The sequence below is a fragment of the Thiohalocapsa marina genome, assembly GCF_008632335.1.
In the GTDB taxonomy this organism is placed as follows: Bacteria; Pseudomonadota; Gammaproteobacteria; order Chromatiales; family Chromatiaceae; genus Thiohalocapsa; species Thiohalocapsa marina.
Map to the genome: position 1 here is coordinate 129,806 of NZ_VWXX01000004.1, position 16,630 is coordinate 146,435.

9 protein-coding genes are annotated in these 16,630 nt (G+C 67.5%); 3 read left to right on the forward strand and 6 right to left on the reverse strand.

Annotated elements, in window-relative coordinates:
• Positions 1-15 precede the first annotated feature (15 nt).
• Positions 16-2,730 carry a mechanosensitive ion channel domain-containing protein gene (locus tag F2Q65_RS20150; protein WP_150090905.1) on the reverse strand — a complete coding sequence of 905 codons (2,715 nt, stop codon included), beginning with the start codon at positions 2,728-2,730 and terminating at the stop codon, positions 16-18.
• Between the two features lie 252 nt (positions 2,731-2,982).
• Between F2Q65_RS20150 and F2Q65_RS04630 the strand changes: the two genes are divergently transcribed.
• Positions 2,983-4,047 (forward strand): AI-2E family transporter, encoded by a 1,065-nt coding sequence (locus F2Q65_RS04630; RefSeq protein ID WP_150090907.1) that lies wholly within the window; start codon positions 2,983-2,985, stop codon positions 4,045-4,047.
• A gap of 383 nt (positions 4,048-4,430) precedes the next feature.
• Here F2Q65_RS04630 and F2Q65_RS04635 read toward each other — a convergent pair whose 3' ends face one another.
• The 5 genes from F2Q65_RS04635 to F2Q65_RS04655 form a co-directional block, all read right to left on the reverse strand.
• Positions 4,431-5,597, reverse strand: coding sequence for a phospholipase A (locus F2Q65_RS04635; protein WP_246155971.1), 1,167 nt, complete (start codon positions 5,595-5,597; stop codon positions 4,431-4,433).
• A 270-nt stretch (positions 5,598-5,867) separates the two neighbouring features.
• Positions 5,868-8,993, reverse strand: coding sequence for an efflux RND transporter permease subunit (locus F2Q65_RS04640; protein WP_150090909.1), 3,126 nt, complete (start codon positions 8,991-8,993; stop codon positions 5,868-5,870).
• 4 nt (positions 8,994-8,997) lie between these two features.
• On the reverse strand, positions 8,998-10,119 hold the full coding sequence (locus tag F2Q65_RS04645) for an efflux RND transporter periplasmic adaptor subunit (protein ID WP_150090911.1): 1,122 nt from the start codon (positions 10,117-10,119) through the stop codon (positions 8,998-9,000).
• Between the two features lie 314 nt (positions 10,120-10,433).
• Complete coding sequence (locus F2Q65_RS04650) at positions 10,434-11,966, reverse strand: GntP family permease (RefSeq protein ID WP_150091098.1); 1,533 nt, start codon at positions 11,964-11,966, stop codon at positions 10,434-10,436.
• A gap of 92 nt (positions 11,967-12,058) precedes the next feature.
• A complete protein-coding gene (locus F2Q65_RS04655) occupies positions 12,059-13,117 on the reverse strand; it encodes a patatin-like phospholipase family protein (RefSeq protein WP_150090913.1) in 1,059 nt (352 codons plus the stop codon).
• Between the two features lie 255 nt (positions 13,118-13,372).
• On the opposite strand from F2Q65_RS04655, the gene F2Q65_RS04660 reads away from it, so the two are divergent.
• Both F2Q65_RS04660 and F2Q65_RS04665 read left to right on the forward strand, forming a co-directional pair.
• Positions 13,373-14,236 (forward strand): alpha/beta fold hydrolase, encoded by an 864-nt coding sequence (locus F2Q65_RS04660; protein ID WP_150090915.1) that lies wholly within the window; start codon positions 13,373-13,375, stop codon positions 14,234-14,236.
• 7 nt (positions 14,237-14,243) lie between these two features.
• A complete protein-coding gene (locus F2Q65_RS04665) occupies positions 14,244-16,529 on the forward strand; it encodes a putative bifunctional diguanylate cyclase/phosphodiesterase (RefSeq protein WP_150090917.1) in 2,286 nt (761 codons plus the stop codon).
• Positions 16,530-16,630: the final 101 nt, after the last annotated feature.

Here is a 16,630-nt window from a genome sequence, read left to right on the forward strand (position 1 = left end):
GCGTCACAAGCTGGCTCAGACTGACGACAACCGCGGGTCCGCTGCGCCATCTGTGCGGGTCAGGAACAGCTTCTGCGCTGGGTAGGCCAGCTCGATGCCCTGGGCCTGCAGTTGCCGATACAGCGCCAGGTTGATCGCTTGTTGTCGGTCCATGTACACCGTATAGTCGGCGCCGAGCACGTAGTAGACCACCTCGAACTCGAAGCTGTAGTCGCCAAACGCAAACAGGTGGGCGCGATCGAAGCGCGTGGTCGGCTGGGCGCAGATGATCTCCTCCACCATCTTCGGGATCATCTCCAGCTGGTCGGCGCTGGTCTGGTAGGCCACGCGAACCTTGAACACCACACGACGCTCGTGCATGTGCTTGAAGTTGCGAATGGTGCTGCCCAGCAGATTGGTGTTGGACATGACCACTCGCTCACCCGACAGGCTGCGGATGCGGGTGGTCTTGACGCCGATGTTGTCGATGACGCCCACGGTGTCGCCGGCAACGACGAAGTCGCCCACCTTGAACGGCTTGTCCAGGATGATGGCCATGGAGTGGAACACATCGGACAGGATGTTCTGCACCGCAAAGGCCACGGCGATGCCGCCGACGCCCAGGGCGCCGATCAGTCCGGCCACCGGGTACTGGAAATAGGCCAGGATCGACACCACCACCACCAGCCAGACGCCCACACGCAGGAAGAACTGCAACAGACCGTAGCCGGTAACGGCGGAGGGGTCGAGCTGCTCCTTCTTGCTGCGCTGGCGCTGCACGAAGTCCACCAGCGCCGCGGTGGCCCAGAGCCCGACCTGGATGTAGAGGGCGATCACCAGCAACGTGCCCAGCCAGAGCCGGATCTGTCCCTGCGCCAGGCCGGACACGGTCATGGCGGCGTAGAAGGCCACGATCAGCACGAACAGCGGGTGCGTGTTCCTGATCAGCGCCAGCACCAACGCCCGGGAGCTGCGCCCGCCCGGATCGCTGTACTGGGCCAGCCGGGGCAGCAGACGGCGGCGCAATAGCAGCCGCAGTGACGAGACCGCCATCAGCACCAGCACGAAGACCAGGGCGCCGGCCACCAGATCACGGGTATGGATACCGTGGTCCTGGAACACGAACAGCTCGCGCTGCCAGAGCAGGTCCAGGTCGGCCTTCAGGCCGTCGATGCGTTGCTGCAGGGTGCGCTGGCTCACCGAGCGATCAAGCTGTTCGTGCAGCCGGCGGGCGATCGACAGGGCCTGGGTCATGGCCGCCAGCAGTTCCCGCGCATCCTGCTCCTGGGTCTTCAGGGCGGCGATCCGGTCCTGGACGGCGCGCTCGATCCCGGCAACCTCATCGCCCCTGGCGACGCGCCGTTCCAGCGTCAGTTGCTTGGCGCGCAGGCCGTCGAGCTCGGCCTGGGCGAAGGCCACCTCCTCGGTCAGGCGCTCGATCAGGGCGCTGGTGTCGCGCAGCCAGGCCGACCAGTGCTCCGGGGTCTCGCCCTGGAACACAGCGAAGCGGCGTTCGAGCAGGGTGCGGACGGCGTTGGCCAAGGTCGCCGCCTGGTGCAGATAGTCCGCCCCCCGGCGCGCGGCGGCCAGCTCCGCCTCACGCGCCAACAGCCGGGCCTCGGCCAGCGACTCGGCCTCGCTGTCAGCGGCCTGCTCACGCTGTCTGCGGGCGCTGAACAGGGCCAGCTCGGCGGCGTCGCCGGCGGCCACCCGCGCCTCGATCTGCGCCCGCAGTTCATCCTCTCGCGCCTGCAACTCTGCCAGCAGTTCGTCGCGCACCGCGGGGCTGAAGAACACATCCGTGGCCACGTACTCGGCACCGGCCTCCAGCCGCGCCAGCTGTCCGGCCGCCAGGGCCTGCTCGCGCCGGGCCAGGGCCAGCCCGCCTTCTGCCGCCTCGCGGCGCTGCAGCGCCACCAGCACCGTCAGGCGCGCCAGTTCCAGCGCACGCTCCAGTGACGGGCGCTCGGCGGCATCGCTGGCCGCAGCCAGCTGGTCGCGCGCCTGCCGCCGGGCCCGCACCGCATTCTCCAGATCCTGTTCTGCGGCCTCCAGCCGCCGCTCCGCCTGGGTGCGCAGACGCACGGCATCGTTACGGGCCAGCTCGGCGATGTCGCGCTTGGCCCGCAAGTGATCGAAGAAGGGCAGGCTGTAAGGCGGCTCGGCACCCAGATCGGCGGCAATGGCCGACTCCCCTCCGGCCCGCAGCGCCTCCAGTGCGGTCTCCACCTCGCGCACACGCGCGTCGATCTCCTGGATGCGCACCATCAGCATGGACTCCCGCTGCACCGCGGCGCGCAGTTCCCGCAACAGGCCGAGTCGGGGATCCACCGCCGGGGCAGTGACCGGCGCCGCTTCCGCTGCCGGCTCGCTTGTGGTCTCGGCGGCCTGCTGGTCGGCCTCGATGTCGGCGATGCGTCGGTCGATCAGGGCCAGCAGCGCAGCGAAGTCTTCGGACCCGATAGCGCTGGCGTCAAACCCGCGCAGGCCCACTGCCGCCGGGTCGAAGCCGAGTTCGAAGCCAACGTCAGAACCGGCATCCGGGCCGCCATCCGGGCCGGCATCCACGCGGCCGCCAGCGTCCTCGGCGGATGCAGGCCCCGCGGGTGCAGACGCCGCTGTCGCGCCCGCATCCGACCCGGCTTCGGTAACGGCTTCGGCACGGACCTCGGCACTCGCCATCGACAGGCCGAGCAACAACAGTGGAAGCAACAGAGATGGAAGGGTCTGGATGGATGTGCGCGTGGTCATGGGCGGGCCGTACTGAAATTGAGGATTGAAAGGGGAGCGGGTGAAACGGGGATTGGAGCGAGATCGAAGCGGTATCGAGATCGGGACGTCAGCGTGCCGGAGATCGGCCCGTGATCGCGACATGGGATCCGAGTATACCGGGGCCTGTTCGCCATTGGCACCGCACGCACGCCTTGTCGCCGACAGTCACCGGCGGATAGAATCAGTCAGAACCGCCGCCGTCACCACCACCCCAGCGTGGAGCGCACCCGCATGAGCCTGCCCGCGAGTTTCTCAGCCCCGGCCCGGGGGCTCATCGTCGCCGCCGCCATCGCTGTGCTGATCATCGTGCTGCAGCATGCCGCGTCGCTGCTGACGCCGGTGCTGCTGGCAGTGTTCATCGCCGTCATCGCTACCCCTCCGTTGCGCTGGATGCGCCGTCGCGGCCTGCCCAAGTGGCTGGCGCTGGCGCTGGTGGTGTTCGTCCTGGTGGAGATCGGCAGCCTGCTCGCGGTGCTGTCCACCGGCGCCCTGGAGGGTTTCCGCGACAGCATGCCGACCTACCAGGAGCGGTTCTTGGCCCTGAGCGAGAATCTGGGTTCCTGGCTGGAGGGACTGGGCGTGGAGGGCTCGCGCGCGGCGATCCCGGACCTGCTCGACCCGGATCGGGTCAACGGCCTGGTGCGCCTGATGCTGACCAACGCCGGCAGCCTGGTGGGCAACGGCTTGCTGGTGCTGCTGGCGACCGTCTTCATCCTGCTTGAGGCGCCGTCACTGCCGGCCAAGCTGCGGGCCGCGTTCAACCTGCCGGAACAGGGTCAGCAGCGGCTGATCAAGCTGGTCGGGCTGGTCAACCGCTACATGCTGATCAAGGCCCTGACCAGCCTGGGTACCGCGCTGCTGATCGGCATCTGGCTGTGGCTGCTGGACCTGGACTTCATCGTTATCTGGGTGCTGCTGGCGTTCCTGCTGAACTTCGTGCCGGTGATCGGCAGCTGGATCATGGGCATACCGGCGATCCTGCTGGCACTGGTGCAGGCGGACCTGCAGACCGCCATGCTCACGGCCCTGGGTTACATGATTGTCAACGTGGGCATCGGCAACATCATCGAGCCCCGTGTCATGGGCCACGGGCTGGGCATTTCCTCCCTGGTGGTGTTCCTGTCGCTGATGTTCTGGGGCTGGCTGTTCGGCACCGTCGGCGTGTTTCTGTCCGTGCCGCTGACCATGGCGGTCATCATCGCCCTGGACGCCAGCCCGCAAACCCGGCCCATTGCCATCCTGCTCGGCCCCGAGATCAAGGCGGAGAGCATGTCGGAGACCAGGGCCGAACCCTAGCCAACAACCTTCAGTTTCTTGCACGACAACCCCGAGCGCCCGCCCATGATGTCCTCGATGATGCGGCGGTCGATGCGTTCCTCAGCGGACCCTTCGACGATCAAGCTGGCCCTGGATCCGCCGCTGGTGTCCTGTTACTCGATCAGGTACGAGGCCGTCGCCATCGGTGCCAGTTCCCGCAGGCCGATCCCGTTGCTGTCGAAGTAGCGCCGACTGCCGGCGTCGACATGGCCGCCGACACGCTGGTGTCGGCGGCCATGTCGACCAGCGTGATCCTGGTACCCTGGCTGATGCCGTTCTGACCCGAGGTTCCACCGCAAGGCCGCAAGGCACGCAGAGAAGCCGGTCTCATGCTTCTTTGCGGTTCGAGTGACAGACTGTCGTTACAGCGCGTCGTTCAGGGCCACGCCGATACCGACGGTGTTCTGGCGCCAGTTGTAGTCGATCATCGTGTCGCCGTAGCCGCTGGTGCCGCGCACATAGAGGCGCACCGGACCCACCAGCTTCGGTGTCATCCAGGTCAGCTCAGCGGTTCCCTTGCCGGTGTCGGGATTGCCGCGGCCCATCAGCGAGAAGCTGTGGCCGCGCCACTTGTAGTAAGCGGTGATGTCGCCGTAGCCCATGTAGTCGGTGATGTCCGGATTGTCGTCATCCGAGTCCTCATCATCGATGCGCACCCAGGGCCGCAGCACGAGGGCAAAATTTCCTCGCTCGATGCCGATGGACGCAATCAGCCGGTCCCAGCTGCGGGAAATGGGATCGGAGCGCCCGTTGGACTGGTGAGCGTAGCCGACGTTGAGCAGATTCCAGTCGAAGCCGGCAAAGCTCAGGCCGGGGCGAAAGCTCAGCATCAGCTCTGGCATGTAGTTGGTGTCGCGGAAGGGGCTGGAGATGTCGTCGTTGTACACCTGCCACATGCTGGTCTGGGTATAGGCAGCCCAGATACCCCAGCGGTGATCCTCCGATGCCCACATGCGGAACTTGAAGCTGATCTGGAACCGGGCCTCGACGGAGTCCAGGTCCTCCTCCTCGCCGCTCAGGGCGGTGAACACCTTCTGGAAGGGTGCAGCGTTGATGTTGTCGGTGTAGTTGGCGAACAGCAGGTAGTTCGGCTGGTAGAGCGCGATCTTGTAGCGCTCGGAGTCCGGGTCGAAGCCCCAGGCCCGATCCAGCAACGAAGGCTCAGACGCGGCCACGGTCGGTCCGCCCGCCTGACCACCATTTTGGGTGCCGTATTGGCCGCCGTACTGCCCCTGAGGCGGGGCAGCGGACGCCGCCACCGGGGCCTCCATGGCCTCGGACGCGACGCTGTCCGCACGGGCTGCGGCCACCGGCTGGTGTCCGCTGAGGCGATCATAGCAGGCCAGACGAGCCTGATCGCCGCCGATGGCCGCGCATTCCGCCAGCGAGACGGCCGCCGCCGATGCGGAGCCGACGGGGCCGGCGACCAGCACGGTCGCAAGGCCCAGACCGAGCCAGCGTCCCTGTGGATTCGACCTCCTGAAAAAAGGATTTCGTGGGTCGACGCGAAACATCCGCAACTCGATCATGGTCCCCTCCTATCAGACGGCGTAACGCAGGATCGCCACCAGGGCCTTGAGTTCATCGGGCGTCAGCAAATCGAGATGCAGCATGGACAGTCCTGTTGGGTTGTTAGAGACATGCTGATTGATTCAGCATTTCCCGTGCGGGGCAGGAGGCCCCGCGATTTTTAGCGGCGCACGCCGCTGACAATGCAGCGATTCGGAAACCGCGTTTTCGAATCGCATGCCGATTTTTGGCCTGGATCGGATCAGGGAGGCCAATCAATCCGTGTCTCCCTAGAGCGACGTGGACGCGTTCGGGGCCTGCGGGGTCTTGCGGACCCGCTCGCGCAGGCCCTGGACGAAGACATAGAGCGGCGGGATGACGATGATGCCGATGAAGGTCGCCGCGACCATGCCGCCGAAGACCACCACGCCCAGGGCGAACTGGCTCACGGCGCCGGCGCCGGTGGCGAGCAGCAGCGGCAGCATGCCGAGGATGAAGCTCACCGCGGTCATGAGCACGGCGCGGTAGCGGATGCGCGCGGCGTCCGCGGCGGCCTGCTGGATCGGCCGACCCTCCTCACGCAACTGCTTGGCGAACTCCACGATCAGGATGGCGTTCTTGCTCGCGAGTCCGATCAGCATGACCAGACCGATCTGGGTGTAGACGTTGTTGTCGAGTCCGAGCATCCAGGTGGCCGCGAGTCCGCCGGCGCCGGCGATGACCACCGACAGGATGACCGACACCGGCACCGTCCAGCTCTCGTACTGGGCGACCAGGAACAGATAGACGAACAGCAGCGCCAGGGCCAGCACCACGGCCGCCTCGCCGCCGGCCTCGACCTCCTGGAAGGTGGTGCCGCTCCAGTCGATGGCGAAGCCGGGCGGCAACTGGTTCTGCTCGATGTCGCGCAGGACGCCGATGCCCTCGCCGGTGCTGCCGACGGGCGTCACATTCACGCTGGCGGCGCGGAACATGTTGAAGCGCCGCGTGCTCTCCGGCCCCAGGATGGGCTCCAGCGTCACCAGAGACTGCAACGGCACCATCTGGCCGCGGTTGTTGCGCACATGCAGCCGCGTCAGGTCCTCCGGGGTCATGCGGAAGGGCGCGTCCGCCTGCACGAAGACGCGGAAGGTGCGCCCGAACAGGTTGAAGTCGTTGACGTAGAGCGCGCCCAGATTCGACTGCAGGGTCAGGAACAGGTCCGACAGGCGCACGCCGAGCGTCTCGGCCTTCTCGCGATCGATGTCCAGGAACAGCTGCGGCGTGCGCGCGCTGAAGGTGGAGAAGGCGCGCTGGATGCCCGGGCTCTCGTTGGCGTGGATGATGAAGCCCTGCAACGCCTGGGCCAGCTCCTCCGGCGGCCGTCCGGCGAGGTCGAGCAGCTCCATCTCGATGCCGCCGGCGGTACCCAGGCCCTGGATGGGCGGCGCGGCGAAGGCGAACACCGTTGCCTGCGGGATGGCCAAGAGCCTGGGCTGCACGCGCGCGAGCACGGCCTCCGAGGTGCTCTGCGCCCCAGGCCGGTCGTCCCAGTGCTTGAGCACGGCGATGGCCAGGCCGCCGCTGGAGCGCACGCCGGCGAGCAGGCTGAAACCGGCCACCGTGAGCACGTGGTCGATCTCTTCCTCCGCGGCGAGCATCTCCTGCACCTGGTCCAGCACCTCCCCGGTCCGCGAGATGGACGAGGCGTCCGGCAGGGAGACGTCGATGAAGAAGTAGCCGGTGTCCTCGCTCGGGATGAAGCCGGTGGGGATCTTCTGGAACATCCAGTAGGTGCCGGCGCCCGCCGCGACGATGATAAGCACGGCGATGAAGGAGCGCCGCCCGAGCAGGGTCACGGCGCGAGCATAGCCGTTGCGGCTCCAGTCCAGAAAGTTGAAGAACCAGCGCAGCGGTCCACGCGGCTCGCGCGAGGGCCGCAACAGCAGGCCGCACAGGGCCGGGCTCAGGGTCAGGGCGATGATCGAGGACAGGGTCACGGCCACCGAGATGGTCACGGCGAACTGCAGATAGAGCTGGCCCGTGATGCCGGGCAGGAAGGCCGTGGGCACGAACACCGCGTAGAGCACCAGGGTGGTGGCGATGACGGGGCCCGTCACCTGCTGCATGGCGCGCTTGGCCGCCTCCTTGGCGCTGAGCTTCTCCTCGTCGATCAGGCGCTGGGTGTTCTCCACCACCACGATGGCGTCATCCACGACGATGCCGATGGCGAGGATCAGGGCGAACATGGAGACGGTGTTGATGGACAGACCGGCGGCGAGCAGGATGGCGAAGGTGCCGATGATCGAGCCCGGGATGGCCAGCACGGGCACCAGAGTGGAGCGCCAGTCGCCGAGGAAGACATAGGTCACCAGGATGACCAGGGCCAGGGCCTGCAGCAATGTGATGACCACGTTGCGCATGCTGATGCGCACAAAGTCCGTGGTGTCGTAGTAGATGTCGTACTCGAGATCCTCGGGGAAGCGCTCCGCGAGCTGATCGAGGGTGGCGTAGACCCGATCGGCCGTCTCCAGGGCATTGGCGCCCGGGGACAGATAGATGCCCAGGGCCGCGGTGGGCACGCCGTCGATCCAGGCATCGGCGTCGTAGGTCTGGGCGCCGAGTTCCAGCCGGGCAACATCGGCCAGCCGAATGGTCGAGCCGTCCGGATTGGTGCGCACCAGGATGCGCTCGAACTCCTCGGGTGTGGTCAGGCGGCCCTTGGCCTGCAGGGTGTAGGTGAAGGCCCGGCCCGCGTTGTCCGGCGGCGCGCCGAGCCGGCCCGCGGCGGCCTGCAGGTTCTGCCGGCGGATGGCGTCCACCACCTCGGCCTCGCTGACCCCGAGCGAGGTCATGCGCTGCGGGTCGAGCCAGATGCGCATGGCGTAGTCCAGCGGACCGAACTGGCTGGCATCGCCGACGCCGGGCAGGCGCGCAAGGGCGTCGCGGATGTTGATCTCCATGTAGTTGGAGAGGAACAGCCGGTCGAAGCTGCCGTTGGGCGAGAGCAGATTCACCGTCAGCAGCATGTTGGTGGACTGCTTGCGTACCGACACGCCCTGCTGCACCACCTCGATGGGCAGGGTCGGCTGGGCGAGGGCGACGCGGTTCTGCACGTTCACCGCGGCGATGTCCGGGTCGGTGCCGACGGCAAAGGTCACGTCGAGGCGGTAACGGCCCGAGTTGTCGCTGGTGGACGTCATGTAGAGCATGTCGTCGACGCCGTTGACCTCGGACTCGATGGGCGCGGCCACCGTCTCGGCGACGATTTCGGCGTTGGCGCCGGGATAGAAGGCCTGCACCGAGACCTGGGGCGGGACGATGTCCGGGAACTGGGCCACGGGCAGCACGCGCGAGGCGATGATGCCGGCGATGATGATCACCAGCGAGATCACCATCGCGAAGCGGGCGCGGTCGATGAAGAAGGCTGAGAACATCGAGTCAGTCCCCTTGGTGGATCGCGGACGACTGCGGTTGCATCTGGGGCTGCACGATCATGCCCGGACGCGCCTTCTGGATGCCCTCGACAATCACCTGCTGGCCGGCCTGCAGGCCCTCGCGCACCACCCAGTCGGCATCGATGCGCTCGCCGAGGTCGACGCGCGTGACCTGCACCCGGTTTTCCTCGTCCAGGGTCAGCACCAGGCGGCCGGCCTGATCCTGCTGCACGGCCACCTGCGGGATCACCAGCGCCTGCTCGGGCTCGGTGGCGCGCACGATCACGGTGACGAACTGACCGGGCAGCAGCACCCCGTCGGCATTGTCGAAGCGGGCGCGCACGCGCACGGTGTCCGTGGTCACGTCCACCTCGGGGTCGGAGAACTCGAAGCGGCCGGGCTCATCCAGCAGGCTGCCGTCGGCGAGCCGCAGATAGGGCGCGAAGTTGTCGTTCTGGGTCTGGCGAAAGGCCAGCATGGCGCGGTCGGTGATGGGGATGTTGACGAAGATGGGATCGATGCGCACCAGCCGCGCCAGGGGGCCGGAGCCGGGGCCGACCACGGCGCCCTCGGCGAAGCTGGCCCGACCGATGCGCCCGTCGAAGGGGGCGCGGATCTCGGTGTAGCCGAGGTCGATCTCGGCCTGCTGCTGGGCCGCCAGCGCGGCGCTGCGCGCGGCGGTGGCCTCCTGCTGGGCGGCGATGGCCTGATCGAGCTGCGCCTGGGTGGCGCCGCCGCGGGGCACCAGGGGCTCGATGCGCTCGCGCTGCAGGCGCGCGTTGAGCAGGGTCGCCTCGGTGCGCTCCACGTCGGCACGTCGCGCCGCGAGCGCCGCCTCGAAGGGTTCGCGCTCGATGCGGAAGAGCAGATCACCTTCTTCGACCGTGGCGCCCTCGTCGAAGGCGCGGTTCAGCAGAAAGCCGTTGACCCGGGCCACCAGGTCCACTGCGTCCATGGCCTCGACGCGGCCGACGAATTCCATGCTCGGCGTCACCTCGCGCAGGGTCGCGGCCGCCACCCCGACCGATGGCGGCGGCAGACTGATCGGCGCGGCCATCTCGGGCTGGTCGCATCCACCCAGCCCCATCGCCAGGATGACGACCGACAAGCCAAGGAGTTGTTTCATGATCAAGCCTCTTGCTTCTGGCGCATCGCGCCGATTGACAGCATTGCAGACAGTCGCCGGTGTTCTTGAAGGCCTGCGTCGGCCCGGTCACCCGCCTCGCTCAGGCTTCGAGGCAGGAGACTATGGGCGCGGGCCTGGCGTTGTCGCCATCCAGGTGCATCATCTTAGAAAGAGCAGTCATCCGCCCGCAACCAGCTGAACGCCCTGTTTCGCAGCCGATCCGCAAAAAACCAGCCAAGCGCCTGAACTTGCAGCGCCGGCGGCTGGTGGCTGGCGGCTTAGTTTCAGATTCATGCCAGCATTTTCATTCCGGATCAGAAAGAACCGAACAGGGTCCCGAGCACGATGATGCCAGCCAAGGCCACAAGGCCGCCGACGATGGCCACCATCACGATGTCCAGATAGCTCTCCTTGTGGGTGGCGCCACAGACCGCAAGCAGGGTGACCACGGCGCCGTTGTGCGGCAGGGTGTCCAGGGTGCCGGCACCGATCACCGCGACGCGGTGCATCAGGCCCGGGTCGATGCCGAGCTCGCTGGCCAGCTGCAGGTAGGTTGGGCCCAGGGCCTGCAGGGCGATGGTGAGGCCGCCGGAGGCGGAGCCGGTGAGCGCGGCCAGGATGTTGGTGGACACGGCCAGCGAGACCAGCGGACCACCCTCGATGCCCAGCACCCAGTCGCGCACCATCTCGAAGGCCGGCAGGGCGGCCACCACGGCGCCGAAGCCCACCAGGCAGGCCACGCTGACCACCGGCAGGACCGATGCGTTCAGGCCGGCGTCGACGCTGTCGCGCAGGCTGGTCAGGCGCTTCCAGTTGAGCGCGAGCAGGGTCAGGATGGCGGACAGCAGCGCGACGATCACTGACCAGATACCGCTGACCGCCGCCGGCGAGGTGGGCCCCCAGCGGTCCTCTCCCAAAAAGCCGAGATCCAGCCTGGGCAGCACCAGGAAGCTCATGCTCAGGTTCACGGCCACCACCACGATCAGCGGCAGAAAGGCGACCAGGGCCGAGGGCAGCTCCCGGCTGACCTCGCCGCCGTGGACCTCGGGCGGATCGAAGCTGCTCGCGACCGTGGCGCGGGTGCGCACCAGGGTATCCTCGGCGGCCTGATCGGCGATGGTCTCGGGGTCGGCTGCCGACACCGACGCTGCGGCCGGGGTCCGGTCCGAAGTCAGGGCCGAAGTCCGGGCCGGCGCCAGGGCCGGCAGGCCGTCATAGCCGATGCCGCCGCGGCGGGCGCGCGCCTCGGCCAGGCTCAGCCACCAGAGGCCGAACAACAGCATGATCAGGGCGGCGATCAGGCCCAGCCCGGGTGCGGCAAAGGGCGTGGTGCCGAGATAGGGCATGGGAATCGCATTCTGCACGGCCGGGGTGCCCGGCAGCGCCGTCATGGTGAAGGTGAAGGTGCCGAGGGCAACGGTCCCCGGGATCAGCCGCCGCGGGATGTTCGCATCGCGGAACAGGGATTGTGCCATGGGCACAAGCACGAAGATGGCCACGAACAGGCTCACGCCGCCGTAGGTCACCATCGCGCCCGCCAGCACCACTGCCAGGATGGCGCGGCGCGTCCCGAGCCGATTGCCCATGAATCGGGCCACCGACTGCACCGAGCCGCTGTCCTCCATGAGCTTGCCGAACAGGGCGCCGAGCAGAAAGATGGGGAAGAACTGCGCCACGAAGCCCGCCGCGGCGCCCATGAAGGTCTGGGTCCAGTGCGCCAGCAGCGGCTCGCCGGCGAACAGGGCCGCCACCAGCGCCGCGGCCGGGGCCAGCAGCAGGATGCTCCAGCCGCGGTAGGCCAGGGCGACGAGGAGCGCAAGCCCCAGCAGGATGCCGAGCAAGCCCATTGCCGATCCCATGGTGTCGGTGAAGAAGGAGAGTCCGAGCCAAAGGAGGATGCCGATGAGCCCCAAAGCCTTGATGATAAAACCCATTGCGGTCAGTTCTCCTCGAGCAGGTAGTTCAGATCGAAACTGCCGCGCTGCCCCAGGTCGGCGCCGTGCTGTTGCAGGAAGGTCTCGGCGCAGCGCCGGCCCTCGTCGCGCAGCATCAGAAAGAAGGCCCACTCGGCATTGAGCTTCGAGGAGTAGCCGAGATCGAGCATCGCCGGACTGGCGATCCGGTGCAGCCGCATGGCCGCCCAGCGCGCCCCCTCGCAATCGCCGGCATCGGCCACCCGGCGCAACAGGGCGATCATGCGCAGCTCCTTGAGCAGCGGCGCGTTGAAGGCGATCTCGTTCTCGCGGTTGAGGATGTCCCGGGCCGAGCGCGGCGTGCCGGGGCGCTCCACCGGGTTGATCTGAATCAGGATGGTGTCGTGGGCATCGGACTCGCGCACCAGCGGCGAGATGGTCGGATTACCGGAGAAGCCGCCGTCCCAGTAGGCCTCGCCGTCGATCTCGATGGCCCGGAACATCATCGGCAGACAGGCCGAGGCGAGCAGGGCGTCCGGCGTCAGCTCGGCATTGCGGAACACCCGCGGGCGGCCCGTGCGCACATTCGTCGCCGTGACGAAGACCTTCACCGGGGAGCCGGCCAGGCGGGCGAAATCGATCGACTCGGCCAGCACGCTGCGCAGCGGATTGAAGTCGGTGGGGCTCAGATCATAGGGTGAGAACAGGCGCGAGGCCAGGTCCATGGCGACGAAGGCCGGGGAGTTGTCCATGGTCCACTGGTCCATGAGGATATCCAGCGGGCTGCGGCGCAGCGGGCTCAGCAGCGCGGCCTCGGAGACACGTCGCCAGAAGCGCTCCAGAGCGACCCGCGCGCCTTCTGGTCCGCCCGCGGCATAGCCGTCGCTCATGACGGCCGCGTTCATGGCCCCGGCCGAAGTGCCGGAGATGGCCTCGACCGCGAGCCAGGGCTCCTGCAGGAGCCGGTCCATGACCCCCCAGGCGAAGGCGCCATGGGCGCCTCCGCCCTGAAGGGCCAGGTCCACCGAAACCGGCGCATGATCGGCGCCCGCGACGGGCGTGGAAGGTGATTCAGGATTGGCCATGGATGTTGCCTTGAAAAGCGAGGCGTCTGTGCAGCGCGCTCGGCGGTGCCCGGTTCTTGATAAGGCTATTCTGCCCTGAGGCCAGCGCCTGGGGGGCCGGCTCGCGACGATTGTTGCCGAGAGCTAACTAATAATTGCCATCAGCTCACTTCGGACTGTGGAACTGCCGGGTAATACCCTGGGCGAGCCAAAGCAGCAAGACCGGTTTTCAGCTAAGCGGCAAGACCGGATTCTGATCAGTCAGGGGAGAGGCAGGTGCCACGCATTCGGGCCGGAAACATCGCACTCAACTACCTCGAGCACGGCGGCGGAGACAGCGTTGTGCTCGCCGTTCACGGCAATCTGGGCTGTGCTCACTGGCTGGATCTGGCCATGCCGTTGTTGCCCCTCGGCATCCGTGTCATCGCGAGTGAATGGCGGGGCTGCGGTGCGTCCGACAAGCCGGAGCCGGCGGCGGATTTTTCCAACTACAGCATGGCGACGCACGCGGCCGACCAGCTGGCACTGCTGGATGCCCTGGGCATCGAGTCCTGTCACCTCTACGGCCACTCCACCGGCGGCATCATCGTCTCATACATGCTGACCATGGCGCCGGAGCGCTTTCGCAGGGTACTGATGCTCGATCCGGTCAGCCCCCTCGGGCTCGAGCTTCACCCGGCGCAGCTCGATGCCCTGATCGCCATGAAGCTGGAGCGGGATATCTGCTTCGCCGGTCTCGCCACGGCTGCGCCAACGCTGTTTCGGCCCGAGACCCTGGGCACCGGGCAGATGCCGGTCTTCTCGGAGTCGGCCGATGCCGCCCAGCGCGCGCTGTTCGAGCTGCTCGTCGACAAGACCCGCCTGCTGTCCGACGGCATCTGGTTCGGCACGCCGCGCAATCTCGAACAGGAGTGGCGCTCAGGAGACCTGGCCGGGCGCATGCCTGAGATGACCCAGGAGCACCTGATCCTCTACGGCGAGCAGGACCAGTGGATTCCCTCGGCGCACATGACCCTCATGGCCGAGCACCTGCCCAATGCCCGCCTCGAGCGCTTCGCCGGGGTCGGCCATTCCATGAACCTGGAGCAGCCGGAGCTGTTCGCTTCGATCTTTGGCGATTACTTTCGCGACGCTGGGTGATCGCCGAGTGCCTTCATCATCGCTGACCGACGATGGTCTGGTCTGGCAAGTGGCGCTCGTTGCGCTGCTCATGCTGGCGATCATGCTGTTGCGCAACCGGCGTCTGTCGGTCACGCGGGCGGCGCTTGCGGAGCGCGAGCAGCAGCTGCGCCTGATCACTGAGCACATCGAGGACTTCTTCTGGCTCAGTGACACCGACATCAGCCGCATCCTCTACGCCAGCCCCGCCTACGAGCGCATCTGGCAGCGCCCAATGACCGAGCTCTATGCCCGCGCGGAAGCCTTTCTCGAGGCCGTGCATCCCGATGACTGCCCGGCCTTGCTCGAGGCGCTGGCCGGGCATCGGCGTGGCGAGCCCTACGAGCACGAGTATCGCATTCGGCGCCCCGACGGCAGCCTGCGCTGGATCTGGGACCGCGGCTTTCCGATCCGCGACGCCGACGGTGTGGTGCGGCGCTATGCCGGTCTGGCCCGGGACATCACCGAGCGGCGCGCGCTGGAGGATGCGTTGCGCTCGCTCAACAGCGAGCTCGAGCGCAAGGTGGATGCGCGCACCGCCGAGATGCAGGCCGCCAACGCCGCCTTGCGCGAGAGCGAGGAGCGCTTCCGGCGGTTGTTCGAGGACGCGCGCCAGGCCATGGTGCTGTTCAAGGGGCGGCGCGTGACCGGCGCCAATCGCGCGGCCCTCGAGCTGCTGCGCCTTTCACGCATGGAGCAGTTGCTTGGACGCGTGCCGGAGGACTTCTCGCCGCCGTTGCAGCCGGACGGCCGCGCCTCGGCGGACAAGGCCTCGGAGATGCTGCGCCTGGCCTGCGAGCAGGGTCGGTATGACCTGGAATGGGCATTCCTTCGCGCCGACGGGGAGCCGGGTGTGCTGCAGGTAATGCTGACGCCCATGCGGCAGAACGGTCGCACCGAGGTGCATGCGGTCCTGGTGGACCTCACCGAGCGCAAGCAGGCGCAGGAGCGGGTCGACTATCTGGCCTATCACGACGCCCTCACCGGCCTGCCCAACCGCGTGCTCGGCCGCGATCGTCTGGAACGCGACATCCATGCCGCCAGACGCCACCACGCCGGCCTGGCCGTGCTGTTTCTCGACCTGGATCAGTTCAAGTACTTCAACGACAGCTACGACCACCAGTTGGGGGATACGCTCCTGCGCCGGGTGGCCGAGCGCCTGGCGGCGCACCTGCGCGGCGCCGATGCCCCCTGCCGGCTGGGTGGCGACGAGTTCATGCTGGTGCTGGCGGATCTGGAGACCGAACGCGCGGTGGCGGAGGTGACCGACACCTGCGAGCGCATTCTGGCCAGTCTCAGCGAGACCTTCATCGTTGGCGAGACGCAACTGTTCGTCTCCTGCTGCATCGGCATCGCCCTCTGTCCGGACGACGGCGACGATGCGGAAACCCTGATGAGCAATGCGGATGCCGCCCTGGCCGAGGCGAAGAAGGCCGGGCAAGGCAGCTACCGCTTCTACGAGCCGCAGATGAACCGCGAGCTGCGTCGCTTTGTCGAGACCCGCGATACCTTGCGGCTGGCCCTGCCGCGCGAAGAGCTGGTGCTGCACTATCAGCCGCAGATCGAGCTGGGAGCGGGGCGGGTGGTTGGTGTGGAGGCGTTGCTGCGCTGGAACCGGCCCGGCCATGGCCTGGTCATGCCCGGCGATTTCATTCCGGTTGCCGAGGGTAGCGGGCTGATCGTGCCCATGGGGCGCTGGGTGCTGAACGAGGCCTGCCGCCAGGCCGCCGCCTGGCATGCCGGGGGCCGGCCGGGTCTGGTGGTGGCGGTCAATCTCTCGGCGGTGCAGTTCGGCCAGGGATCGCTGGAGCAGGACGTGGACGCGGCGCTGGCATCCAGCGGGCTCGATCCCGCCTGCCTGGAGCTGGAACTGACCGAGTCGATGCTGCTGCGCGACGAGCCGGGTATTCTGGACCTGGTCAGGCGTTGGCGCACGCGCGGCATCCAAGTCTCCATCGACGACTTCGGCACCGGCTACTCGAGCCTGGCCTATCTGAAGCGCCTGCAGGTCAACAAGCTCAAGATCGACCGCTCCTTCATCGTCGACATGGCCGGCAACCAGGAGGATCGCGCCATCGTCCAGGCGATCATCGAGATGGCCCGCACCCTGCGCCTGAAGACCATCGCCGAAGGGGTCGAGGATGCCACGCTCGCGTCGCAGTTGCGGTTCATGGGCTGCGATGAGGTGCAGGGCTATCTCTACTCCAGGCCCTTGCCGGCGTCCGAGCTCGCGACCTGGCTGCGGCAATTCGACGACCGTTCCCGATCCCGCTGAACAGCATCCCGCCTTGGTCCCACTACAGCGGCTGATAACCCGCTGCGCAGGGCATTGCCTGCCTGATCGCTGCGGCTTGAGTGCCACCATGTTGACGCTGA

Coding starts and splice junctions, on each gene's coding strand:
- F2Q65_RS20150 (WP_150090905.1), bottom strand. CDS start 2,730: ATGACCACGCGCACATCCATCCAGACCCTTCCATCTCTGTTGCTTCCA.
- F2Q65_RS04630 (WP_150090907.1), top strand. CDS start 2,983: ATGAGCCTGCCCGCGAGTTTCTCAGCCCCGGCCCGGGGGCTCATCGTC.
- F2Q65_RS04635 (WP_246155971.1), bottom strand. CDS start 5,597: ATGATCGAGTTGCGGATGTTTCGCGTCGACCCACGAAATCCTTTTTTC.
- F2Q65_RS04640 (WP_150090909.1), bottom strand. CDS start 8,993: ATGTTCTCAGCCTTCTTCATCGACCGCGCCCGCTTCGCGATGGTGATC.
- F2Q65_RS04645 (WP_150090911.1), bottom strand. CDS start 10,119: ATGAAACAACTCCTTGGCTTGTCGGTCGTCATCCTGGCGATGGGGCTG.
- F2Q65_RS04650 (WP_150091098.1), bottom strand. CDS start 11,966: ATGGGCTTGCTCGGCATCCTGCTGGGGCTTGCGCTCCTCGTCGCCCTG.
- F2Q65_RS04655 (WP_150090913.1), bottom strand. CDS start 13,117: ATGGCCAATCCTGAATCACCTTCCACGCCCGTCGCGGGCGCCGATCAT.